This window comes from Bradyrhizobium sp. RDM12 (assembly GCF_051917485.1).
In the GTDB taxonomy this organism is placed as follows: domain Bacteria; phylum Pseudomonadota; class Alphaproteobacteria; order Rhizobiales; family Xanthobacteraceae; genus Bradyrhizobium.
Window position 1 is genome coordinate 7,947,551 of record NZ_CM133064.1, and the last position, 23,337, is coordinate 7,970,887.

Annotated in this window: 19 protein-coding genes and 1 pseudogene; 2 read left to right on the forward strand and 18 right to left on the reverse strand. The window is 60.3% G+C overall.

Annotated features, from left to right (window positions below; all coding sequences use genetic code 11):
- Positions 1 to 16: 16 nt before the first annotated feature.
- The 9 genes from trbJ to ACTGJ9_RS38565 form a co-directional block, all read right to left on the reverse strand.
- Positions 17 to 751 (reverse strand): P-type conjugative transfer protein TrbJ, encoded by a 735-nt coding sequence (gene trbJ / locus ACTGJ9_RS38525; RefSeq protein ID WP_456675258.1) that lies wholly within the window; start codon positions 749 to 751, stop codon positions 17 to 19.
- Complete coding sequence (gene trbE / locus ACTGJ9_RS38530) at positions 748 to 3,189, reverse strand: conjugal transfer protein TrbE (RefSeq protein ID WP_456675259.1); 2,442 nt, start codon at positions 3,187 to 3,189, stop codon at positions 748 to 750. Before trbE ends, trbJ begins: the two co-directional genes overlap by 4 nt.
- 8 nt (positions 3,190 to 3,197) lie before the next feature.
- Positions 3,198 to 3,461 carry a VirB3 family type IV secretion system protein gene (locus ACTGJ9_RS38535; protein WP_456675260.1) on the reverse strand — a complete coding sequence of 88 codons (264 nt, stop codon included), beginning with the start codon at positions 3,459 to 3,461 and terminating at the stop codon, positions 3,198 to 3,200.
- Complete coding sequence (locus tag ACTGJ9_RS38540) at positions 3,461 to 3,787, reverse strand: TrbC/VirB2 family protein (RefSeq protein WP_456675261.1); 327 nt, start codon at positions 3,785 to 3,787, stop codon at positions 3,461 to 3,463. The genes ACTGJ9_RS38535 and ACTGJ9_RS38540 overlap by 1 nt, the downstream gene beginning before the upstream one ends.
- Positions 3,784 to 4,704 (reverse strand): P-type conjugative transfer ATPase TrbB, encoded by a 921-nt coding sequence (trbB, locus tag ACTGJ9_RS38545; RefSeq protein ID WP_456675262.1) that lies wholly within the window; start codon positions 4,702 to 4,704, stop codon positions 3,784 to 3,786. The genes ACTGJ9_RS38540 and trbB overlap by 4 nt, the downstream gene beginning before the upstream one ends.
- Before the next feature lie 686 nt (positions 4,705 to 5,390).
- A complete protein-coding gene (gene dctA / locus ACTGJ9_RS38550; protein WP_456675263.1) occupies positions 5,391 to 6,686 on the reverse strand; it encodes a C4-dicarboxylate transporter DctA in 1,296 nt (431 codons plus the stop codon).
- A gap of 551 nt (positions 6,687 to 7,237) precedes the next feature.
- Positions 7,238 to 8,443, reverse strand: a complete 1,206-nt coding sequence (locus tag ACTGJ9_RS38555; protein ID WP_456675264.1) for a TlpA disulfide reductase family protein — start codon at positions 8,441 to 8,443, stop codon at positions 7,238 to 7,240.
- A gap of 223 nt (positions 8,444 to 8,666) precedes the next feature.
- Positions 8,667 to 9,962, reverse strand: coding sequence for an MFS transporter (locus ACTGJ9_RS38560; protein WP_456675265.1), 1,296 nt, complete (start codon positions 9,960 to 9,962; stop codon positions 8,667 to 8,669).
- 103 nt (positions 9,963 to 10,065) lie between these two features.
- On the reverse strand, positions 10,066 to 10,728 hold the full coding sequence (locus tag ACTGJ9_RS38565) for a hypothetical protein (RefSeq protein ID WP_456675266.1): 663 nt from the start codon (positions 10,726 to 10,728) through the stop codon (positions 10,066 to 10,068).
- A gap of 883 nt (positions 10,729 to 11,611) precedes the next feature.
- On the opposite strand from ACTGJ9_RS38565, the gene ACTGJ9_RS38570 reads away from it, so the two are divergent.
- Positions 11,612 to 11,827 (forward strand): hypothetical protein, encoded by a 216-nt coding sequence (locus tag ACTGJ9_RS38570; RefSeq protein WP_456675267.1) that lies wholly within the window; start codon positions 11,612 to 11,614, stop codon positions 11,825 to 11,827.
- Positions 11,828 to 12,371: 544 nt separating this feature from the next.
- A complete protein-coding gene (locus tag ACTGJ9_RS38575) occupies positions 12,372 to 12,542 on the forward strand; it encodes a hypothetical protein (protein ID WP_456675268.1) in 171 nt (56 codons plus the stop codon).
- Between the two features lie 309 nt (positions 12,543 to 12,851).
- On the opposite strand, the gene ACTGJ9_RS38580 is transcribed toward ACTGJ9_RS38575, so the two are convergent.
- The 9 genes and pseudogenes from ACTGJ9_RS38580 to ACTGJ9_RS38620 all read right to left on the reverse strand — a co-directional run bounded on the left by ACTGJ9_RS38580 (position 12,852) and on the right by ACTGJ9_RS38620 (position 23,053).
- A complete protein-coding gene (locus ACTGJ9_RS38580) occupies positions 12,852 to 13,799 on the reverse strand; it encodes a nitrilase-related carbon-nitrogen hydrolase (RefSeq protein ID WP_456675269.1) in 948 nt (315 codons plus the stop codon).
- A gap of 103 nt (positions 13,800 to 13,902) precedes the next feature.
- Entirely contained in the window at positions 13,903 to 14,556 is a 654-nt protein-coding gene (locus ACTGJ9_RS38585) for an SDR family oxidoreductase (protein ID WP_456675270.1), read from the reverse strand.
- A complete protein-coding gene (locus ACTGJ9_RS38590) occupies positions 14,541 to 14,765 on the reverse strand; it encodes a hypothetical protein (protein ID WP_456675271.1) in 225 nt (74 codons plus the stop codon). The genes ACTGJ9_RS38585 and ACTGJ9_RS38590 overlap by 16 nt, the downstream gene beginning before the upstream one ends.
- Positions 14,766 to 15,489: 724 nt before the next feature.
- Entirely contained in the window at positions 15,490 to 15,909 is a 420-nt protein-coding gene (locus tag ACTGJ9_RS38595) for a CopG family transcriptional regulator (RefSeq protein WP_456675272.1), read from the reverse strand.
- Positions 15,910 to 15,922: 13 nt separating this feature from the next.
- Positions 15,923 to 17,901 (reverse strand): annotated as a pseudogene (locus ACTGJ9_RS38600) (conjugal transfer protein TraG).
- A gap of 1,313 nt (positions 17,902 to 19,214) precedes the next feature.
- Positions 19,215 to 20,942: a relaxase/mobilization nuclease domain-containing protein gene (locus tag ACTGJ9_RS38605; RefSeq protein WP_456675273.1), complete on the reverse strand. Its 1,728-nt coding sequence runs from the start codon at positions 20,940 to 20,942 to the stop codon at positions 19,215 to 19,217.
- Positions 20,943 to 21,183: 241 nt separating this feature from the next.
- Positions 21,184 to 21,777: a lytic transglycosylase domain-containing protein gene (locus ACTGJ9_RS38610; protein ID WP_456675274.1), complete on the reverse strand. Its 594-nt coding sequence runs from the start codon at positions 21,775 to 21,777 to the stop codon at positions 21,184 to 21,186.
- A gap of 305 nt (positions 21,778 to 22,082) precedes the next feature.
- A complete protein-coding gene (locus tag ACTGJ9_RS38615) occupies positions 22,083 to 22,562 on the reverse strand; it encodes a S26 family signal peptidase (protein ID WP_456678760.1) in 480 nt (159 codons plus the stop codon).
- A 26-nt stretch (positions 22,563 to 22,588) separates the two neighbouring features.
- On the reverse strand, positions 22,589 to 23,053 hold the full coding sequence (locus ACTGJ9_RS38620) for a DUF2840 domain-containing protein (RefSeq protein WP_456675275.1): 465 nt from the start codon (positions 23,051 to 23,053) through the stop codon (positions 22,589 to 22,591).
- Positions 23,054 to 23,337 lie beyond the last annotated feature (284 nt).

A 23,337-nucleotide genomic window follows, 5' to 3' on the forward strand; every position in this document is an offset into this window, starting at 1 on the left:
TCAAATCTACTGGCCATTAGTGGAACATCTGCACGGTTGTGGGTTGATAGGCTTGGCCTTGGTGAAGGAAGCGCCGGAGCTGCTCCCTGCCCTGATCCTGGGCCGCAGCGCGTTGGGCCGACTCAAGAGTTTGCGAGCGCCCTTGGGCTGCGACGGCGGCCGTCAGATCGGCAAGCTGCTGCGCCTGAAGTGCGATCAGCTGATTGCCGGCCTGGCTTGCCTGCAACGCGCCTGTCGCACCCTGGCTGGCGGTCACGAGTGCCGACAATTGCGTGCGGTTGGTGTCGAGATTGCCGACAACGGTGGCCTGAACCCGCATGGCGTCTTGGAAACCGGCCACCGAATTTTGCCAGCGCGCTTGGGCGTTACCGATCAGCATCTGGTCGGACATGCTCACTGACGTGGGCGCGTAGGTGGTTGAGAATGCGCTATCGATTTGTTGGACCTGGTAGCCAATTCTCTGCGCCTGAGCGAGAAGCTGCTGGGTGCGCTGAATCGATTGCTCCAGCTGCTGCAAGGACGAGTACGGCAGATTTGCGAGATTCTTGGCCTGATTGACCAGCATCTGCGCCTGGTTCTGGAGCGACGTGATCTGGTTGTTGATCTGCTGCAATTCGCGCGCAGCCGTCAGCAAGTTCTGTGCATAATTGTTCGGATCGAACACGATCCACTGGGCGCTGGCTTGCCGAGTCGCCCCGGAAACAGCAATGGCGATCAAGCTCGCCGCGAGGAGGAGACCGAACCGACTCATGAGCTTCCTCCATGCCTGGCTAGCTGCGGAATAAGGTCGCAGGCCCAACGAAGGTCGCGCGCCTGCAGCCAACCCCTGACGAATTCCTCCCTTCCCTTCTCGGCCATTGTCCGCTCGATGAGCGCCTGGTCGGCTTTGGAAGAAGCGGCCGTAAAGGCGAGCGCGATCTCGCCAAGACCGAGCTCGAACAATCGATTGCCGCAGCGCGACTGGCAGTAGTAGTCCCGCTTGGGGGTAGCGCGGGCGAGGATCTCAATCTGGCGGTCATTCAGTCCAAAGCGCCGATAGATGGCGGTGATTTGTGGCTCGATCGCGCGGTCGTTCGGCAGCAGAATTCGGGTTGGACAGCTCTCGATGACCGCGGGCGCGATTTCCGAGCCATCGATGTCCGCAAGCGACTGGGTTGCGAAAACGACGGAGGCATTCTTCTTCCGCAGGGTCTTGAGCCATTCGCGAAGCTTACCGGCAAAACCGGCATCATCGAGCGCGAGCCAGCCCTCATCGATGATAAGGAGCGTTGGACGGCCATCGAAACGATCCTCGATCCTGTGGAAGAGATAGGCGAGCACTGCCGAGGCGACGGGCGTCCCGATCAATCCATCGGTCTCGAAGACCTGGACGGATGAATCCCCAAGCCGCTCACCTTCGCCATCCAAGAGCCGCTCATACGCCCCACCTAGGCAATACGGGTGTAGCGCGCGCTTTAAGGCGTTGGATTGGAGAAGAACGGAAAGGCCAGTGAGGGTGCGCTCTTGGAACGGCGCCGAAGCCAGTGACGTGAGGGCCGACCACACGTGGTCCTTGGTTTCGGGAGTGAGATCGATCCGTTCACGGGCGAGAATCGAGGCAATCCATTCGGATGCCCAGGCGCGCTCCGCGATGTCATCAATGTGGGCAAGAGGCTGGAGAGCGATAAACTCACTACGTTCGCTGCCAATCGCGCCGCCGAGATCATGCCAGTCTCCTCCCATGGCGATGCAGGCCGCCCGGATCGACCCGCCGAAATCGAAGGCAAAGATCTGCGCATCCTCATAGCGGCGGAACTGCAGCGCCATGAGCGCGAGCAGAACCGATTTTCCGGCTCCTGTCGGCCCGACAACCAGCGTGTGCCCCACATCTCCAACATGCAGTGAGAACCGGAATGGGGTCGATCCCTCGGTCTTGCCGAAGAAGAGCGGCGGCGCCTTGAAGTGGTGGTCCCTCACCTCACCGGCCCATACAGCCGAAAGCGGGATCATATGGGCGAGGTTCAAGGTAGAAAGCGGCGGCTGGCGGACGTTGGCGTAAGTTTGTCCCGGCAGGCTGCCGAGCCAGGCTTCCACTGCATTGACTGTCTCCACCATGCAGGTGAAGTCCCGCCCCTGGATCGTTTTCTCGACGTGCCGCAGTTTTTCGTCGGCCGCGCCGCCATCCCTGTCCCAGACCGTGACCGTCGCTGTGACAAAGGCCTCACCGATCTGATCCGAGCCCAGTTCCTGAAGCGCGCTATCTGCATCAATCGCCTTGTTGTGAGCATCACTATCGAGAAGACTTGAAGCCTCATTCGTCATCACCTCCTTCAGGATAGCGGCGATCGACTTCCGCTTGGCGAACCATTGCCGTCGGATCCGGGTCAGGAGCCTTAAAGCATCCGTCTTGTCGAGCATGATGGCCCGGGTCGACCAGCGATATGGAAAGGGCAACCGATTGAGGTCGTCGAGAATCCCGGGGGTGGTCGCGGTCGGAAAGCCGACGACCGTCAGAACGCGCAAATGCGCCTCCCCCAAGATCGGCTCGAGCCCACCCGTGAGCGGCTGATCGGCAAGTAGCGCGTCGAGATACATGGGGATCTCAGGGACACGAACCCGATGCCGCCTACTCGATATCGTCGAGTGCAGGTAGGTGAGCGTTGCCTCATCATCGAGCCAGCTGCATTCCGGCATAAAGCCTTCCACAAGCTGCAAGACGCGGCTGGTCCGGTCGATGAAGCCGCCCAGCACCTCTCGTGCCTCGGCGGCCCCCGTGCGACGACTGCCCTCGTAGAGCAGCCGCTCAGCCATGGCGGCCGCCTCGGCCGGCGGTAAATAAAGAAAAGTCAGGTAATAGCTTGATTCAAAATGAGCACCTGCCTCTTCAAATTGCGCTTTCCGCTCCGCGTCGACCAGGCTTGACGCCGCATCCGGAAAAGTACCCACAGGATAGGCTCCGGCCGAATGACGCTGAGCCTCGACGAAAATCGCCCAGCCCGAGCCTAGTCGCCGGAGCGCATTGTTCAGCCGCCCAGCCACGGCGACGAGTTCAGCCGGAACGGCACTGTCGAGATCTGGTCCACGGAACCTTGCCGTTCGTTGAAATGAACCATCCTTGTTGAGGATAATGCCCTGATCGACCAGGGCCACCCAGGGCAGGAAGTCGGCAAGGCGCGTGTTTGAACGGCGATATTCGGCAAGATTCATCATAGGCAACTCTAGGAGCTGAGGTGGCTTGGAACGCGGACGTGCCGGCGCACGACTTCCACGAAATCGGGATCGCGTTTTGCGGCCCAGACGGCGGCCATGTGGCCGACGAACCAGAAAAGAAGGCCAGCAACCCACAGGCGCAGCCCAAGACCGAGTGCAGCCGCTAACGTCCCGTTGGCGATCGCCACGGCGCGCGGCGCACCGCCCATCAGGATCGGCTCGGTGAGCGCACGATGCACGGGCGCGATAAAGCCTGCGATGGGCTCCTCCATCAGATCACCACGCCGCCGCCGAAGGAGAAGAAAGACAGAAAGAAGCTTGATGCCGCAAAGGCGATGGACAGACCGAACACGATCTGAACCAGGCGACGAAAGCCACCAGACGTGTCGCCAAATGCGAGCGAGAGCCCGGTCACGATGATAATGATGACCGCGATAATCTTGGCAACGGGACCCTCGACCGATTGCAAAATCTGATTGAGCGGCTGCTCCCACGGCATGTTTGAGCCAGCGGCCCAAGTTGGGACACTGCCCAGCCAAAGGGTCACAATGGCCGTGGCCGGAGTGCTGGCGCGGCGGAGAGATGAAGGCATCGTCATGACCGGTCTCCAATTGCAGATAGGCTGTAATCACCTGATGCTCCTAAGCCGGTGACGCGCGCGAGCTCGCTCAAGCGGCGCTCAGTGCCGCGGCCGCTGAGCACCGCGATCAGGTTGATTGTTTCGGCGATAAGCGGACGCGGGACTGTGACAACAGCTTCCTGGACGAGCTGCTCGAGCCGACGTAACGCCCCGAGCGCCGTTCCGGCGTGGATTGTGCCGATTCCGCCCGGATGTCCTGTGCCCCAAGCCTTGAGCAAGTCGAGCGCTTCGGCTCCGCGCACCTCACCGATGGGAATTCGATCGGGGCGCAGACGGAGCGACGAGCGGACCAGGTCCGAGAGCGAGATCAACCCGTCCTTCGTGCGGAGCGCCACGAGGTTCGGCGCCAAGCACTGAAGCTCACGCGTATCTTCGATGAGAACGACCCGATCAGTCGTTTTAGCGACCTCCGCGAGAAGGGCATTGGTCAGTGTCGTCTTTCCGGTCGAGGTGCCGCCGGCGACCAGAATGTTCTTGCGCGCCTGAACTGCATCCCTCAATGCACTTGCCTGGTCCGGCGTCATGATGCCGACTGCGACGTAGTCCTCGAGGCCGAACACGGCAACCGCCGGCTTTCTGATCGCGAATGTTGGCGCGGCAACGACCGGCGGCAGCAGTCCCTCGAACCGCTCCCCCGTCTCGGGCAGCTCGGCAGAAATCCTTGGGCTCCCCGGATGAACCTCGGCACCCACATAGTGAGCCACCACGCGGATAATGCGCTCTCCGTCAGAGGGGGATATAGTCTTGCCACTATCCGTAAGGCCGCCCGACAGGCGGTCGATCCACAATCGGCCGTCAGGATTGAGCATCACCTCGACGATCGCCGGATCTTCCAAAAACCCTGCGATGGCGGGCCCCAGCGCGGTGCGCAGCATACGCGCTCCGCGCAAGTTCGCTTCTGAATCAAAAGAATGGATCGCCACGATTTGCCCCAAGCTGCTGAGGCCGCTTCGGCGCCCTCATCTGGAGGCAAATAAAAGGCAGGACCTGTATTACCGCAATAAAGGGAAAATGCCCTTCGTAGCCTAGCGTAGAAGAAGAAACATTTGAAAAGAGCTGGCTTGTCGCCACGACCCGTCGACGGCGAAGCGAGAGATCAGCAATGCCCAATGACCCGGCTTCGCTATTTTTACGCCTCTCGCGGTAGCGATGTTTGCTCAGGCTCCGTTGCTTCCCCTGAACCAGCGGCGCTCGCCCACGCGGGCGCGATTGAGATCCCGCTTCTTTTTGAGGAAGTCAGGCCGGGGAAAATGAACCACACCAGCCGGCGCGCTGCCGCAAACACCAATGCCGAAAGGCTGGTCAGTACACCACCGCGAGTGTCGCGCCCCCTGCAGGACCATTTCTTCCAAATTAGGCCGGCCGACTACTGCACGATAATTGCCAACGCAGAATGCAGGACTTCAAGGAATGATTTCTAATCCGCAATTGCAACAAACGCTGGAAATCTCAACGCCTTCGCTGGGCGCTCCCGGACAAGATTGAACTGCGACTTTGCTGGCCCGCGGCATTGTGTTGGCGATCGTATTGGCCGTCCCGGGGCCGAGCTGAGCTCGCACATCTACTTGAGCTGCGCGTGTAGCGAGACATGGTCGAGTTCGCCTTCCCACCAGGACACAAATACCGCGGCAACACCGTTCCCGATAATGTTCGTAAGCGCGCGCACCTCGCTCATGAACTTGTCGATCGAGAATACGATCGCAATGCCCGGGACAAGCTCAGGACTGACCACCGTCAACGTTGCGGCCAGGGTGACGAAGCCGGCACCGGTAACACCGCTTGCGCCCTTCGAGGTGAGCATCGCCACAACCAGTATCGTGAGCTGCTGGCCAAAGTTGAGATCGACCCCGAGCGCCTGCGCGATGAACAAGGTCGCCAACGTCATGTAAATGTTGGTCCCATCCAAATTGAAAGAGTATCCGGTCGGCACCACGAGGCCTACGACTGGCTTGGAACAGCCCAGCCGCTCCAGTTTTTCCATCAACTGCGGCAGTGCGCTCTCGGAGGACGAGGTTCCGAGCACGATCAGCAGCTCGTCCTTGATGTAGACGATGAACTTTAGAATAGAAAAGCCGACCAAGCGCGCGATCAGGCCAAGCACAATGATCACAAAGAGCCCGGCTGTCACATAGAACAGCGCAACTAATCCGATCAGTTTACCGAGCGCGGACGGTCCGAATTCGCCGATAGTGTAGGCCATGGCGCCGAACGCCCCGATCGGCGCCGCCTTCATCACGATCCTAATGACACCAAACACGGCGTGCGCAGCATCGTCGACCAGACCGCGCATCCGCTCACCCCGCTCGCCAAGCGCCATCAGCGAGAAGCCAAATAGGATGGCAAACAGCAGCACCTGTAGCACGTCGCCTCGGGCCAGGGCGCCAACTACGCTATCAGGAATGATATTGAGGAGGAAATCGACCGCCTTCTGCCCTTCCGCCCTTTGGACGTAGTTAGCTACCGCCGCGGCATCGGCCTTGGGAGCGAGCCCATGACCGGCCTGAACGAGATTGCCCATCACCAGACCCAGGACGAGCGCGAAGGTTGATACGATCTCGAAGTAAAGCAGCGCCTTGACGCCGACTCGGCCGACCTTTCGTGCATCCTGAACATGCGCAATTCCGGACACAACGGTGCAAAAGATGATCGGCGCGATCACCATTTTGATCAGCTTGATGAAACCGTCACCAAGCGCTTTGACCCAGCTGCTCGTCCCCACAGCAGGCCACAACCAGCCAACGAGAATGCCAATCAGGATCGCGATAAGTACCTGAACGTAAAGAACTTTGTACCAGGGGCCAGATGGGTGGAACAGGGCGGCGGCTTTGACAGAGCGGCGGTGGCGGTGATTGTACATCAGGTTCGACCCGGCGCCGTGGTACCAAAGAGGGGTCTCAATGAAGGTACAGCTTCGCTCAGTTTTCCTTCAGTGCGGGGCGCAGGGGAATCTGACGGCTCCGAACAGCACAGTCCAGAGCCACGGATTGGCACCTCTCCCGAATCGGCTTGCCGTCTAAGCGAAACAAAATTCTGAATCGCTTCTGAGAGCAGCGATAGAATCTTGAGAAAGCTTCCTTGAGAGCTGGAAACCATCAGCGTCACCACCCATTTCTATCTTTTTTGTTGTTCGAAGATGCCATCCATCAGCTTCTAAGACGCCCACCTTAGCAGCGGGCAACCACTCTCCACTTCGGCAGGCACTCTCGCCGCTATCTCGCCGGAGCGCGACGAACCTTCAGAAAACATGCGCCATAAAGATCTTGTGGTGGCGCGGTCTCGCCTGCATTCACCGGCTCGCGCCTCCTGCCCTCACTTCATTGAATGCCCCCGACATTCCCAATAGGCATCGATTTCGATCGCAAAACCACGAGGCCGAAAAGACATGCCAAACGGCATTGCTCACGCTGGCTACATTGGCGATCTCGGTTCCGGCTTTTCGGGAGCCGTGCTTTGTGGGGCTGAACAGCACTCCTCGTAAGAGAGCTTCTCACTCCTGTAGCTCGCCAAGGCCTGCAGAGAGCACTGCAAGACGTCCCGTTTCGCTACATCCGAGGCAGGCGCTGCATCCAGCCACTTCAGCGACACCTCGACCAATTCGATCGCGCGATCCCTCTTGCCGGTCTCGTAATAGTACTGAGCGACCGCCCCGTACGACAGGAACTTCGCGCCCTCGCTGCCTTGGGGCGGATTCGCCGCGAGGATGTGTTCGGAGAGGTCCTTGCCCATGGCAAAGCGCTCGGCATGTGGAAAATCGGAGTAGTCTTTCGCGGGGTCGAACAGTTGGCGGATCGCCACGCTCATCCAGACCACGGACTTCTTCTCGATCGCGTCGCGAACTAATTGGCGCAACACCGGCAGGCCAGCCCGTATGTCGCGTATCTTGTGAAGCAACAATTCCGCATGAAGCCCACGGAACGTGACCTCGTCCGGCATCGCAGCGAGACCCTCCTCGACAGCTGAAAGGGCCGTCGCCCAATCCTTCCTCTTCATGGCGGGCTCAAGTCTGGCAAAGATCGGTTCCGCCAGTGCTCGCTTCTGCGATAGTTCACGCTTTCTGCGTCGACCCGTGTTTATCCTTTCCGCATCCAGCGCTTTGGCTTCATCGCTCATTGCCCAGGATCCGTTCAGAACTTTGGGCAAGGCATTATCGAGCTGCGTCGGATGCCCAATAAAGGCGATACGGCCGTCACGGTCGACGACGAATGACGTGGGAATCCCCACAGAAAAGCTGGGATCCATCCAAAGCTTGTTCATTTCGCCGGCGTAGTCGAATGCGATCGCGAAGTTCAGATTTGGCAAGCTCTTCGTCAACCAGGCGTCCAGGCTGGCTCGCGCTTCATCTGCCGTCGAAGCTTGTTCGCGAGCCGCGATGCCCACCACCTCAACTCCAACGTTCCTGTATTTGTCTTGCAGGATCACCAAATTCGGCATCGAGGCGATACATGGTCCGCACCACGTCGCCCAAAATTCGAGGATGTATACTTTCCCAGGTTCGAACTTTCTGACGGGCTGGCCGCGTAGCCAGTGCTCCACTTTGATCGAGGGGGCCCGCGCACCGACGCTCAACACGTTCGCCGCACCGACTTGACTTGCGCTCTCAGTCAGACTGGTCATTGCTCAAATTCGCTTTAGCTAACTCTGCGGAGAGAAATAGCAAGTCGCATGCCAGCCAGCGCTCATTGATATGACGCATTTTTCGTATCATTCCTGTCGACCTTGCGACGCATGTCGCATATCCGACCAGCTGTTTGGAGCTTCTCAGGCAATCAGTCGGCCGGGCGTTCTTCCCGCACCTGTAGACCGACGAGGCGGGAGGTCAGGCAGCGCAAGGCCGAGTTCACCACTCCACATTCTGATCGGTTTCCAGGATGACCATTTCTGCGCTCGGGATCACGACGTGAACTGACCTGCTTTGGCCCGTCGATTTGCGCTTGAGGGCGACCTCAGATTTCCAATCCAGCTTCTTGAGCCCAGGGACGATGAACCAGACCAGGGCGGCCAGCTGCAGCACAACATTGATGCTGAACGCCGTCTGATACGCGATTGAGGGGTAGTGTCCGTCCTTGGCCGGCCATTGCTCGAGAATTAACCCCGTCCCGTACTGGACGAGGAAAGCCCACCCGAAATGCAGAACGTTGAGCACGCCGTTTGCGCGGGCGATCAATTCGGTCGGAAAGTAATCTCCGATGATCGCGTAGCTGAGGGCGATTGCTGATCCGACCACCGCCACAATGATCCATGACGGTAGCGACAGGAACGGAGGATCCACGATCAGCGCGAGTTCGGCTGCAATGAACACAGAAGCTATGATTGCGAGCAACGTTTCAATGTTCTTGCCGTGCCGACGCAGCGAATCGGCGACCACGCCGAGCAGCAATGCGCCAATGCTTAGGGCTATCGCCATGACGAGCAATTGTGTGACAAGGCTCCTTCGATCCAAGCCTTCCACATCACTCAGCCAAGACGCTGCCCACAAGGACTGCAAGGCCCACGCGGACCCGATACACGTTGAAGAAATCGGCGCAATTCTCCAGAACCGCCCATCGGTATAGACGGTCTTCAGACTGACTGTTCCTCGGCGACTCTTTCTCGTTGCGTCTTGCTCTGGTACCAAAAAATAGATCACAGCGGCTGCGGTGGCACTGGATGCCGCAAGCGCCTCAAACAGGCCGCGCCAGCCTATCCAGTTAAGCAATGCCTCGGCTGGTGCGGTTGCAGTTACCGCGCCCAGTGCACCCAGCATGATCATATAGCCGTTCATGAGCGCCACGCGCTCTCTCGGAAACCAGAGGACGACCGTTTTCAGGCCAGACATGAGGGAGGCTGCGGTGCCAAACGCTATCATCGCGCGACCAAGCAGAAGCGACGGGAATCCGCTCGATAATCCGAAAAGCGCAGCGCCTGCGGCGGCCAGCAGCAAGAGCGCACTTTGGACCCGGCGCGGACCAAAGCGATCCAAGAGCATGCCCAGCGGAATCTGGCTGCCGGTAACGACCAGAAAGTAGATCGAGGCCAACAGCCCCAAATCGGCCGTACCAAGCTCGAATTCAGAGGCGAGGCGGCCACAAATCAGCGTATTGATCATCCGAAACAGGTAGGACAGATAATATCCCGCGGCAAAGGGAAGGAACACGCAAGAGATGATCCGCCAGCTCTGAGGCCGGTTGACCGGCTTTTCGCGTGATATCTGCCCAGTGGCATCGCTGCGCGTGCTTCTCCGAGCGCGGCTATTGGCTTTAGCAAAAGGCGTTTGGCAGCTGTCGAAAGTTGATATTGCTGTCGCCCTCCTCGGCGACAGCACATGCTTCCGATTTTTCACCTACGGCGGCCACACAGTGGCGTCCTTCTTCAACTGGCGCTCGTGCAACGGCGCGTGACGCCCCGCCGCCCATTTCAGACCCGGATCGGCTGGAATTTCCAAGGCCAGCGCTTGTCTCCTGCAGCAAGGGCCGACCAAACCGTACGCGACGATCGACCTGCTCGGCAAAGGCCCTGAAGCGCTCAAGCCCGAGTACGCACGCCTCGTCCTGCTTGGATGGCGGCATCGGCGGCGTCAGAGTGAGGTGGTATCGCGCATGGAGAGCCACTATTTCCGCGATCATCGCGATGTCTGTACGCAGACTGAGCACCTGCTCATTCGATCGCTCGATCGCCTCGTAAACAAGACCCTCTAAGGGCGGCGCCGGCTCCAGGAAGCGTTCAAGAGCCGCCTCTACGACGACGCTCTTGCCCATCCCTGGGCGGTCAGTCGCGGCTTCAAGTCGCTGGAAAATGCTCTCCGAAACTTGAATCGTTATCTTTCTGGTCCGCCGAGCTTCGCTTGGGCTCGGCTGCGCGTCCACCTCAGCTTCATTCCGACTTGAGCTCGGTTCTTTCCGGCGCTCGCCGCTACTCTGCATACTCCAGCTTCCTTCTCTCTGCGACTGCACACCGGCCGCGCGCTTGCACGCGCGTGGTCTGGATGTTCGGTCGAAACGGATGAATCGCCCTGCGATGACGCACGACAAAAGGGCGGAGTCCGCATGCCTCTTCAACCGCAGGGGCATTCTGGTCGCAGTCTGGCGTACCGAAAGAAGGAAACGGCGGAGACCAGCGCCAGACATCTCGTAGCCTCTTGTCCCTCCAGACAGTCAGGTCGCCGACAGACAAGCGAGTTCGCGGACGGTACCTGCACCCTTGCCTGAAATCGAAAAACCTACCGATCCGAATAAGAGGTCCAGCGCGATCTAGACGGCGCGCTGGCGCCGCGACGTCGCGAACGAGCGGCCGGATGCGCCAGCATCATCCCATTCAGCCTAGTGCGCCTCATACCAAGCGTGCCAGCTCATGCGCGCGCGACGGAATACACCTGCCTTGTCGATTTCCGGTATGCACAACCGTTCGCGCGTCGAGCCCGCTCATGATCATCGAAACATATCTGCTGGCCCCGGTGCGACCACTCACTTGTCGGAAGGCTTCAGGGGAACTGTCGGCCCCATTTGCGGGCGGCTGGATCGCGCAGCGGGTCGCCCTCGGTGTGGCTGCAGACGTAGCGCTCGTTGTGCCCGTCCTCGCCAGCCAGGAGATTCATCGGTCCCCCGCACTCCGGGCATCGCTTCCGGATCTGATGGAGGACTGCCATGTGAATTGCCGCAGCCGACGGCAAGCTTCGTTGCGCCAGATCGGCTGGTACCGGCTCGTCGCACAACATTCTGCGACGGGCCCACCCTGCTCGCCCGCCTTGACGTCGGCTCCGTGGATGTACTTAAGTGCGACCCTGGTAGCGTTGCGTGGGGGCACATCATGGATGTCGATTTCTACAGGGGCTTTGCAGAGCGGGCCCGCGATCTGGCCGATAAGGCTGACCCGTTCACGCGAAAGCGGCTTCTGGTGCTGGCCGAGAGATACGATGCCAAGCTCGGCAAGCCGTCGCCGGCCAGCCGCAATCTTCAACGCACGCTGCCGCTTCCCCGCACCGGGCCAGCCGTCAGCTCCGTCTCCGATGCTGGCGAGGCTTGACGAAGAGCGCCGGCAGCGAGGTCGACTGCGGCGGCTGCAGCGGCAGCAAGCATCAGCCCTCGCATGGGGCTCCAAGGCGCTGGATTTTCCAGGGACGATACACGACTTGCACCGGCAAGGATGCGCACCCAAACTGGACCGAGCATACCGGATGTTACCGGTCGACCGCCCTCACCGCACTTCGGAAGCACTGCGCTCGCCGAGCAGTGATGCCGGTGCGCGGGCACCTGAAAAGTACTAATTGCTCCATCCGGCCAGCATAGGCCTGGATACTGCGCCCTGAAACTGCGGTTGCTTACTGAGGCGCACCTCCCGGAGCAGCGCGAGGCAACAGTAATGAATCTTGATGGCGTCTGGAGGCCGGCTCTGCGACAGGGTTTTGCTTATTCTTTGGCCCAGTGCTCAAGCCGCACGGGTGGCTCTGGATCGTTGATCGAGCGCGCGACCTAGCACCTTCTCGGCGGCAATGTGGTTTTATTGTCCTCCATGGAATTCCTAACCCGAAATGGGCGCTCGTGTTGCGCAGGATGCAGAATGCTCCTGCATGGAGAACACCGTACCTAGAGTGCGCGCTTCACTTTCAGCGGTCAGCTTCCCCGGCGAGGATCGCCCGGACCTGATCTCCCGCCGGTGGGCGCCGCTCGAAAAAACCTGCCAGGACGAGCCGTATCGAGCTGACGATGTGGCCTTCCGATATAAGCGGATCCTCACCTGAGGCAACATTCACATCTCGAGGCGGGGCGCTACAAGGATAGACAACACGGCGATCAGCGTAACAGTTCGGACACCTGAAGCGAACTTGCCGCTGCAGTGACGAGGTGCGCTGTAGGCTGACGGCGATTGGCGAGGCTCCGCAGCAGGGCATGTCGCCAACCGAGAATCGATCTCGATCATGCAAGTGCCCGCACAGCCCCGCTGCAAACTAGCTCTTCTCTTTTGGCTATCCGGCTCTCGGACGCTTGCCCGCATTCGGCCGTTCGGGTCAAAGCCGGATACGCCCTGTCGCCGGCCCCGGCGGGGAGGATCATTGACACCTAAGCGGCGTCCCCAGCACGGTCCTCACGGTGAAGGCCGCTTGTAGCCACGCACTTGGGAGGAACGATCCGTTCATGGACATGCGAATCAGGAGGCTGATCAGTTCAGGCCTGCTGTAGTGACCGCTTGCATCCATCACTCTCTTGCGCCCGTCGATTTCGATGAAGTCGAGATCGGCAATCACCTCTCCTTCACCTTCCTTCAGGGGCTCGCCGATCAATTGACCGTCGGGGGCAACGATAGCGGTGAAGCAACCGCCCGAAATCGGACCGATAGCACCGCCCGTGTCGTTGGCAATTTGGGCTTGTTGGTCGGCGTTGAGCCATGCGGTTGCGCTGACGACGAAGCAGGCCGACTCAAGGGCATGCTGCCGGGTGCTCACTTCCGTTTGCTGGGAGAAGAGGGGGCCGAAGATCGAACCGGGGTACATCGCCGAGTGGATCTGCTCGCCATCGGCAATCAAGGCGTATCTGGCCAGCGGGAGATAATGCTCCCAGCACGCAAGCTGGCCGATCCGGCCAACGGCGCTGTCTACGGCGCGAAGGCCGGCACCGTCGCCTTGGCCCCAGACCATCCGCTCATGATAGGTGGGGGTGATCTTGCGGCGACGCTGGATCAGCGTGCCGTCCGCATCGAACAGGAGCTGAGTGTTGTAGATCGATCCTCCGTCCCGCTCGTTGGCGCCGACGGAAACGACCATTTGGGCTTCCTTCGCGGCTTCGGCGATCGCATGCGTCTCCGCAGAGGGAACCGTAAGGGATTGCTCAAGCAGCCTCTGATGCTCCTTGGCAAGCGTGAAGGGCGGCTGGACGAACGAGAAATACGGGTAGTACGGAATGATGGTCTCCGGAAATGTGGCGAAACGCACCCCCTTCTTGCCTAATTCGCGAATCTTTTTGGTGATCTTCTCGAGCGTCCCCTCTCGGCTGTACAACACGGGGCTGATCTGTACGGCGGCTGCCTTGACGGTGGTTTGTCATTGTCTTCTCCTGCTCATTGTCGGGATCATTGGCACTGGTGTAGAGGACGACGGATGACTCTCACGGGGCCGGTGCGAGCACGCCGGCAGGGCTTGTTGGACGCAGGGCTGCGTGCTGCGTCCGCCATCGACAGCCACGTCGATGCCGGCGATGTAGGATGCGTCGTCGGAAGCGAGAAAACTCACCCGTTGCGATCTTCCGCGGCTTTCCGAAGTGTTTCGCGGATATCCGCTCCAGCAGGGCCTTTCGGTGTGCTTGCACGCTGACCGCGGAAATGCCGAACCTCCTAAACAGCGGGCCTTCGATGACGCCCGAGCTCTCGGTGTTTACCCGGACGCTCCGGCGGATCAGCTCGGCGCCAAGCCTTCGCGTAAAGTTGCGCCGTACAGTCCTCGATGCCGATACGATCGATGTGGCCGCGATTCCGGCCTGATCGAACAAAGAAGACGTGAAAACGATCGCGCTTGCGTTGTGCATCAGACGCAATCTCTTCTGAACGTTGAAACAGGATCTGCGGAGATTGACGGTCAAGACGTCAAAGCTCTGCTGCGTTGTCGAGCCGAGTTCGGCATTGGCGCCGAAATAGGCTATGATAGTTTCGCGCATTCCATCGAAGCGGGATAGCCGTCGCGAAAAGCGGCAAAAGCCAAGCCTCGCTGTCCGGATAGCTGCGCAATGCCCTGCAGGACTTTGGCTCATCACGCGTTTACGCATCGGTCGGCTTGTGCATTGAGGGATAAGGACTTCCTGCCCGCTCTGTGGGTAGTCGCGTCGGCTACTACCGTAGTCGAACCATGCGCCATCATGTAGTACGTGGTGAAGTGGCCGCTCTTGCTGGCGATCTTGCCATTCTTGCGAGTGACTTTGCCCTTCTCACGTTTGGTCATCAGCTGCATCTTGCGCCGCTTGGCGATCAGGGGCATCGGGACAAGCTTCCATCCCGTGGCCTTGCGCAACTCTGCCTGCGTAACGCCGTCTGGCCGCGAGGCGAGAGGGCTGATCAGATTGGTCTTTGTGTTGATGCTTGGCCATCGTCGCCGCCCGGGGGAATTGGACCTCATTGAACAGCTCCAGGCCAGTGTGCTTTTCTTGGCCCAGTTGTCCGTTTCATCGAAAGGGGACGATTTAGTTCCGCTCCTTTGGAATTGCCGAAACATATTGCAGGCGGTCTCAGGGACTGGCCGATTGCAATCTGACGTAAACGGGTAGCGTCGCACCAGTTCGCTGAAGTTTGGGGCAGTGCACGTTCTCGCATTTTTCGACACGGTGCTCGCGAAGTCAGGCCCGACAATGTGGAGTGCTAACACAGAGGACCTGCCGTGCAATCCGCAAAGACTGGTAGGGGCACTACTGGGAAGGCCTTGGCTGGAGAGGCTTGCGCGTATTCATGCAAGCAGCCTCACTCCATTTGAGCGGCAGCTCGGATGGAGGCCGGCCTTTTCTTAACTCGCCATGCAGTCTGTCCCCTCAGGTATCCGTCCTCGGTCCTGATCAAACGCGCTCGCACGATTCGATTTGGCCCTATTGTTGTTTGCGGCCGAATGCACTCGGCGCGAGGTACCTTCGAAAGTTCCCTTGTGGTCCTCGCGCGCAAATCGCAGCCTGTTCTCTAACAGCACGATCCGCCCGCTCCGACCGTCGATCGACTTACTCTGGAATTCCGGCGTTCAAATCGAAGCTCACCTCTTTCAGAACGGTTGATCCGCTGGAAAGCCTTCGGCCGAGCGCTTCAACGAATCGATCATAACGTTCGGCGCCTTTGGCGCGAGCGGCTGGACTGGATTGTTCTGGTAATGCTGGCACCGATGTCAACCAGAAGCGGATGAACAGGGCGAGCGTCTCGAGCGTGATGCTGTCATTGCGTTCGAGACGCTCGAGCAGCCGTGCGATCCGATCCAGCCGCTTGGCAACAGCCGCCTCGCGTCGGTCGGAATCGTCAGGCGAAAGAAATGACGCGATCGCAGCCTCTGCGACCAGCGACTTGGGCTGGCCACGACGCTCTGCGAAGAGATCAAGGGTTCTGAATGTCTGCGGATCAAGGTAGACACTGAGCTGAATCTTTTTCACCGATTTGGCCCGCTCACAGGTCCATGCCATCGTCAGGGTCGAGGCTGGTCGCGCGCGCTACTCCCTGCATTGCGCGGCTTAGGGCTTGTGCCTGGACCGCATCTGCGTCCGGCTCATCGGGGCCAGCATCGAACTCATGTTCCGGGAGCGGTGCCTTGATTTCGATCTCCTCGTGCTGCGGCAATTCTGGCTCGCGCCGCAGCCCCCATTCGGATCACTACGTTTTCGCTGCCGGGGCGCAAGCAGTTCAATTGAGGGCGCACCGGTTGGGTGTCCTGGCCAGTCCTCATCCGGGCGCGTGGACAAGAGAATCGTTCCTGTGTTAGCGGGCTTGAAGATTCGCTTCTGAAATTGCGGGTCCTCATAGTAGCGAACCTTCGTGACACGCAGAGGGTGGAGGCCCGACACCATCACAATCGCCTCTTTCGATGAGAGCTGCATGACTTCGCCGGGCGTCAGGAGCGGACGGGATGTCTCTTGGCGGCTCACCATCAAGTGTCCAAGCCAGGGGCTTAAGCGGTGCCCGGCATAGTTTTTCATGGCGCGCAGTTCGGTCGCGGTCCCCAGCGCATCCGAGACGCGCTTAGCGGTGCGCTCGTCATTGGTGGAGAAGGCGATCCGGATGTGGCAATTGTCGAGGATCGCGTGGTTCGGCCCATATGCGCGTTCTAATTGATTCAAGCTCTGAGTGATCAGGAAACTGCGAATGCCATAGCCCGCCATAAAGGCAAGCTGGCTCTCGAAGAAGTCGAGCCGGCCAAGGGCTGCAAACTCGTCGAGCATCAGGAGGAGCTTTTGGCGGCGATGATCGGGATCCAGGCTCTCGGTCAGGCGCCGTCCGATCTGATTAAGGATGAGCCGCATCAGGGGTTTTGTGCGGACGATGTCGGATGGCGGTACGACGAGATAAAGTGAAACGGGCTGCGGTCTGTCGACGAGATCGCGAATCCGCCAATCGCTCCGCGCGGTGACCTTAGCGACGACCGGATCGCGATAAAGGCCCAGGAAGCTCATTGTGGTCGACAGCACGCCCGACCGCTCGTTCTCGCTCTTGTTGAGCAGCTCTCGCGCAGCGGAGGCGACGACAGGATGAACGCGATCGCCAAGATGAAGAGTCGCAAGCATCGCATTCAGCGTGGTCTCGATCGCGCGGCACGGGTCCGAAAGGAATCTGGCGACGCCGGCAAGTGTCTTGTCAGCTTCAGCATAAAGGACATGCAGGATAGCGCCGACGAGCAGAGAATGGCTGGTTTTTTCCCAATGATTGCGGCGCTCGAGCGCTCCTTCGGGATCGACCAGGATATCCGCCACGTTTTGGGCGTCTCGTACTTCGCAATCACCAGGGCGAATCTCAAGAAGGGGATTGTAGGCCGCACTTGCCGCGTTTGTCGGGTCGAACAAGAGTACATCTCCAAGGCGCGCGCGCCATCCCGAGGTCAACTGGAAATTCTCGCCCTTGATATCGTGGACGATCACCGAGCGCGGCCAAGTCAAAAGAGTTGGAACGACCAGACCGACCCCCTTGCCCGAACGGGTAGGCGCAAAGCAGAGCACGTGCTCAGGCCCATCATGGCGAAGATATCGACCATCGAAACGCCCGAGCACGAGGCCATCGGCGCCTAGCAGCCCCGCCCGTTTGACCTCGCGCGTATCGGCCCAACGCGCGGATCCGTAAGTCGTGACATCGCGAGCCTCATGCGCGCGCAAGACCGAAAGCACCATTGCTGCGGCGACTGCCGCGATCCCACCGCTCCCGGCAATGGCGCCCCCCTGGAGGAATATCGTGGGCGCGTAAGCGTCGAATTCGAACCACCAGATGAAGAAGGCAAACGGCTCGTAGATGGGCCAGGCCCCTAGCCTGAACCAGGCCGGACCAAGCTGCGGCTGGAACGCAAGCTGATAGGCGGTCCATTCCGTCGCTCCCCACACGAAGGTGAACGCGATGAGGCAAACCAGGATCACCTGATGCCAGATGATTTTTGTCGCAGACATGGCTTGCAGATATCGACACCATGGACCTGTTGGCCACAATCAGGAGCTTACGTTTCCCGTAGTCGCGCGCGCCCTAGCGAAGGGATCGGCGGGTCAGATCGGGAAGCGGCGTTTGGGCCGAAAAAGTTCGCTCGGCCAAGAACAGGCGTCCTCAAGAAACCGTCCAACGAGCTTCGCGTGATCGGCGCTTGGATGATGACAGGCTCAACTCGTACCGTGCTGCCGCTCGAGGCGAACCGAGCGGCCTTCGCGAAGCGACGCTCCGGGTTATAGATTCCTGCGAAGGCTAGCTCGCGTCTTCCCCTAAGCCCTCCGCCAAGCGCGCGCGATCCAGAGAGCCTGCGGCGTGCCACAACTCCTTGTTGAGACGCGGACGTTCGCGGATTGTCGATCGGAGGCGGTGTTCGCGGAATTGGAGTATAAGGTTCACGCGGGGAGCGTCCCGGCAGGAGCGCTTATTCCCGACGGGATGACACTGCCGGGCCGACGATCATCGAGATACTCCCGCAGATCGGTATCGAGCGAGGTCCCTCTTCCAGCCGGTCGCCGATTGGCGCCCTATTGTTTTGGCCCGCTAGATGCTTGGAAGTTGCACATCAGCTGTTGCGGTCTCTCTGGAGATTGGGACAGGCGACTAGCGTTTGTCAAATCATCATTGCGCGAATCGGCTGCAGTTCGCCTATCCACTCCTCAAGCTGGATTGCCGGTCCGGAGTTGTCCGATTGCTCGCCGGCCTGCATACGCGGATAACCTCGCGCGAATGCCTCCACAGTCGAGCAGATTAAAATCGCTATTCGCCCGCTCGATGACACCCGCACGAACGGGGTCCAGCAAACTGGACTCTGGCGGACGGAAAAGCGGTGAGCGAAGCGGCGGGGTCTTCTGCAGAACATCTGAGCATCGGCATCCGAGACCAGCACGCACGGAGGTATCACCGCGATCAAGCCACAGCCAGACACCTTCCGATCACTTCAAGATCGAAGGTCCCTTGCCGTTTCCACGTATGGGATGGCCATCTCGATTCGAAGGGTCCTGCTGGCCGATTTTGCCGTGAGAGGCTGACGAGCCTCAGCAAGCTCACCGTGAACGGCGCATTTTTCCACACGGCTGCGTCCAGCCGACCATCGAGCGCCACCAAGGTCGAGGGAACCCAGAGGCGATAAAGAGATACGTCCAGAACGGTGGATCCTCCATTTGCCATTCGCTGCTCACTGTCGCTCCTCTCCCATTTTTCCGTCTTAACCAGTCTACGCGGGGGCAACCAAGTCTCTCCCGCCCTGCAATTGGGCGCCGTGCGGCGCCAGGACCTCAGGTCAGAGCGATAGGCCGCGCTTGCGCCCGAAGTCCCAGTCGACGCTGCCTGGACCGGCGATGCCGGTGACCTGTTTGCCCAATTCCCGCTCGAGCGAAGGCGACCAGGGCACAAGCTGAAAGCCGAGGCCGTTGTCGATCATCGCGAAGCGCCCCGACGCCAATGACAGGCGCCGACGATAAACCCCCGAAATCTGCTCACCTGCATCAGATGACAAGTGCGGAAGGCCCGTTTCCTCCATGAGACGTCGTGCGATGACGCCGAGTTCGCGGTCCCGGAGGGTGTCGATCAGATTGCGGCTTAGCCGGACCTTGTTGCCATGGCGCTGGGCGAGCCCTTGGCCGGCCAACACATCGATGCGCTGTTCGAGTGCCGCACGAACCTCGGCGCCAAACGCATTGCGGGAGAGCTCGGCAGGATCTCGCGCAACGAGCTGCCGGTCTAGCCACGTGGCTCCGTCCGCCGCGACCTGCTGATCCAGAACGAGTTCCGAGCGAACCGCGAGCGCAGTCCGTGTCCGACCACGGGCGTCCGCAAACCGGCGCAGTTCCACAATCCCACCGATCGGCCCATCACCCGCCGCCTCGAGGTCAGGGAGCTTCACGTGATGCACGCGCCCGTCAATCCCATCGACAATGGCAAAGGCTGTGCCCTTCAGTTCGTCATCAAGCCCGCGCGCGATGAGACGGCCAACGATCGGTTCGCCATGACTTTCGCCCTCCAGTGCCCAGGATGCAGAAGCGCGGCTGGCGCCGTCCCGCGTGAGACTTTTGTGCAGCCGCCTGATGATGTCACCGCGCTCGCCAAGCGCGCGCAACCGCGCTTCCGCATCGGCGGCCAGGACCCAGACCGCGGGCCCCGCAGGTTCCGCCAACCCGAGCCGCTCGAGCGTCCGCATCCGCCCGATCCGAATTTCTCGCAATGGATCGCGCCCGGCATCCCGCTCTAATCTCAAATCGATGACGCCGTCCGCCGTCCCCGCTTCCCGGGCAAGCGCCCGGTCGAGCCTGGTCCAGCGTTCGGCTGTCATATCCGCCTCAAGGCTTTGGCGGATCTCGAGCTCCGAGCGAGGGCCAAGTTCTCGCGTGACAAGGTCGCTGGCGCGGGCGCGTAGGCCCATAGCGATATAATCGCGACTGATGACGAGGTCGGCACCGTCATCCGTACGGCCCCGCACGAGGATATGGATGTGCGGATGCTCGGTATTCCAATGGTCGACAGCGACCCAATCAAGCCGTGTGCCAAGGTCGCGCGAGGCCTGGTCCATCAGCTCCCGGGTGAAGCTACGCAGGCTGGCAAGTTCTCCAGCATCATCAGGCGAGACGATGAACCTGAAATGATGGCGGTCACCCTCGCAACGCGTGACGAAAGCGCGACCGTCCGCATCGTCGCCCGCGGCGTCGAATAGTTTGTCCGGGGCGCCGTCGCGCGTGACTCCGTCGCGCTGCAGGTAACCGATATGGGCGCGCAACGCGCCCGGCGAACGCATCCGCCGCACCACCCGCGCCTTGATCATAGCGCCGCGGCCGCGGGCGTTCAGGAGCCGTGCCGCAGCGATGCTCGCGGCGCGGCCGCGTCCAAACCTACGGCCGTGGCCATGCTTGCCTCGCGAGAGGCCGCCAGCCTTCTGAGCCGCAGTGAGTGCCTGCGCCAGAAAGGGCTTTGCCCGGGGCGCACGCCTGGAACGGATACGGCCGGGGCGGATCCGAAGATCATCGTCGCGCGTCATTCCGGTCGCCGCAACGCACCGAAAACCGTGTAAGAACAGCGCCTTGGGGAAAGCTGAACTTTGCGCCGAGTTGCCGCAATGTTTAGTGGATCATTGAAATCGATACACTTTCTCGCACAACCGACCGGCTGCACCTTGCGGCTTTTATCCTGCCCTCCCCGGTCGCTCACTCCCGGCTCTCTGCCGACCGCTCTCAACCTTGCGACTAGCTTCGACATCGCGCGAGGAAATGCGATTGCGATCATCGGGACCGCACCTCGTCTGATCGCCGCACAAACAGCCCCGTCGCACGAGGTACGAGCGCAGTCGTACCCGCCTTAGGCGCTGCTTTCGACGAATTCATCGTGCGGACGCCAGATGCCGAGTTGCCCTTAGGGAATAAGCTCTTGGACCGCTCAACAAGGCCTGGCGCTTGCTGCCACGCGGCGAAGCGTCTGGCACCCGAACTACCGTTGTTGCGCTGCTCAATGCCGATCAATGATGCGAGTCTGGCGATGTAGATTTGTGTTTCATCCGGAAGCGGTCGACCGGTGGCCAGGTGCTCCTCGTACCGTTTTGGTCCCGCATTGTAGGCTGCGAGAAACCCTTCCGATCCGAAACGATCGAGCATCTCGCGAAGGTACGCTGCCCCAGCCATAATGTTGTCGTGGGGATCAGATGGATCGATACCGAGATCGTGACGAACGCTCAGCTCGACCCAGGTCGCCGGCATGATTTGCATCAACCCGAGCGCTCCCCGAGGTGATATGGCGTACGCATTTCCGCCGCTTTCGGCCTGCATCACGGCACGAATCCAACGCTCCGGGATCGCGAACCGATGCGAGGCTTCGGTCACGAACGCGGTGTATGCTAGGCCAGGAAGGAGGGTTGTGGATTGCGCAGCTGGTGCGCGCGATGCGACCTCCGCGCTAGCGGTCGAGGGCGGCCCGAACGTCAGCAGAATTCCCAACGAGCAGGCAGTGGCCCCACATCGCATTGTGCGGACAGCCGCCAAGTACAACGTTTCTCCCAGCCGGCCTTGAGGCCGCCCGATCCTGCGGCAATGCGCGCCGATGCTCGAGAAGTTGGCCGAGAACGAGGAGCGATGTTGCGACCAACCGTATGGAGGAATGAAAGGCCAATAGGGGAAATCCGGCATCGTTACTTCTCCCTGGTCCACACCGGGAGCGCTCGCCCAATGACGGCCGATCTCGGCAGGGGTCCGAAATATCGGCCGTCTAGCGAGTCCGCCGACTGCCAATTCATGAGAAAGACTTCGCCCTCAGCAATGACCCGGCAGCCCTGCCAGACCGGCAACCGCCGGCCGCGGCGATCGCGGTCGCTTGCCTCACCCATCTGTATGCTGTCGACGATGATTGTGAGGCCCGTTCTGCAGACGGTTTGGCCGGGCAGCGCCAGCACACGCTTGAGCATTGGAAGACCGCTTGGCAAATAGCCGTTGAGGTCGAGAAAGGTCGCGAGCGGGTCTGGCGCTCGAACCACTACGAGCTCAGTGACGTACAACCGTCCGGCCTCTTGCAAGCGATAGAGGCCGATCGGCACGCTGTCTGAAGCATTCCAGATGTACAATGGTGAGGTGTTGTTGATTGGCCAGAGCGCGAGCATTGTAGCCCCACACATCGCAAGAATGTTAGCCAGCCGTCTCATCAGAGTGCCATCCTGCGCCGACGGAGCCACGCCTGGTGGCGTGCACGGGTATAAGCTCGTGGCGTTTCGTTGACGGAAAGACGGTTGTGGGCGTGATGCCAATAGTCAGGGGCTGCATCGGCAGGATCGATGCTCAGTGACTCCACGGCGTCGATCAACTGGAGAACGCGCTCGACCTTTGGCCAACCAGCCAATCGCAGCAGGCTTTCGCCGCCGGGGCTGACCCAAGGCACGGTTGAGTATCGCTGTCCTGGCGCGACGGCACGCAAAATGTCGATCCGCGACAGGATGGTTCCGAAGTCGTTAGACGTCCAGCGCACGAACGCGAAGATGCTGCCGGGCAAAAACGAGAGAATGCGCCGGTGATGGTCAACGATCCTCTCTGATACGGGTTTGCCGAACCGGATTCGATTTTCGATCCGCTTCTCGCGCCACAAGAGCTCAACAGTTGTGACGTCGCTCACCTGACTGCTCCATATTGTTGAGAGGAATTTCTGACGTGCCAACGATGCGCTTCGCTGGCGCATCGCACGAAGAGCCTTGGCGTCGGCAGGACTGCTGTAATGACGCTTCGATGGAATCGTGGTCGCCGAACGCTTGCAGCAATCCTGCTGCAAAGAACCACATCGGCGAGGCTCCAATTCGTTGGACGAGCCGAAAGCATTGCAGGTTTCCGAGGTAGTGACTTGTGTCCCCTCGCCGGCCGGATTGTGGAGATGATGCTTCGCGACAGTCCGGGAACGGAACG

What these genes read in the sequence shown, in the direction of transcription:
- ACTGJ9_RS38590 (WP_456675271.1), bottom strand. Translation starts at nt 14,765, where the DNA reads ATGCCCCTGATCGCCAAGCGGCGCAAGATGCAGCTGATGACCAAACGT.
- trbE (WP_456675259.1), bottom strand. Translation starts at nt 3,189, where the DNA reads ATGATGAATCTTGCCGAATATCGCCGTTCAAACACGCGCCTTGCCGAC.
- ACTGJ9_RS38575 (WP_456675268.1), top strand. Translation starts at nt 12,372, where the DNA reads ATGGAGAACACCGTACCTAGAGTGCGCGCTTCACTTTCAGCGGTCAGC.
- dctA (WP_456675263.1), bottom strand. Translation starts at nt 6,686, where the DNA reads ATGTACAATCACCGCCACCGCCGCTCTGTCAAAGCCGCCGCCCTGTTC.
- ACTGJ9_RS38565 (WP_456675266.1), bottom strand. Translation starts at nt 10,728, where the DNA reads ATGCAGAGTAGCGGCGAGCGCCGGAAAGAACCGAGCTCAAGTCGGAAT.
- ACTGJ9_RS38615 (WP_456678760.1), bottom strand. Translation starts at nt 22,562, where the DNA reads ATGTGTGGGGCTACAATGCTCGCGCTCTGGCCAATCAACAACACCTCA.
- ACTGJ9_RS38555 (WP_456675264.1), bottom strand. Translation starts at nt 8,443, where the DNA reads ATGACCAGTCTGACTGAGAGCGCAAGTCAAGTCGGTGCGGCGAACGTG.
- ACTGJ9_RS38585 (WP_456675270.1), bottom strand. Translation starts at nt 14,556, where the DNA reads ATGCGTAAACGCGTGATGAGCCAAAGTCCTGCAGGGCATTGCGCAGCT.
- ACTGJ9_RS38540 (WP_456675261.1), bottom strand. Translation starts at nt 3,787, where the DNA reads ATGACGATGCCTTCATCTCTCCGCCGCGCCAGCACTCCGGCCACGGCC.
- ACTGJ9_RS38605 (WP_456675273.1), bottom strand. Translation starts at nt 20,942, where the DNA reads ATGACGCGCGACGATGATCTTCGGATCCGCCCCGGCCGTATCCGTTCC.
- trbJ (WP_456675258.1), bottom strand. Translation starts at nt 751, where the DNA reads ATGAGTCGGTTCGGTCTCCTCCTCGCGGCGAGCTTGATCGCCATTGCT.
- trbB (WP_456675262.1), bottom strand. Translation starts at nt 4,704, where the DNA reads ATGCTGCGCACCGCGCTGGGGCCCGCCATCGCAGGGTTTTTGGAAGAT.
- ACTGJ9_RS38535 (WP_456675260.1), bottom strand. Translation starts at nt 3,461, where the DNA reads ATGGAGGAGCCCATCGCAGGCTTTATCGCGCCCGTGCATCGTGCGCTC.
- ACTGJ9_RS38570 (WP_456675267.1), top strand. Translation starts at nt 11,612, where the DNA reads ATGGATGTCGATTTCTACAGGGGCTTTGCAGAGCGGGCCCGCGATCTG.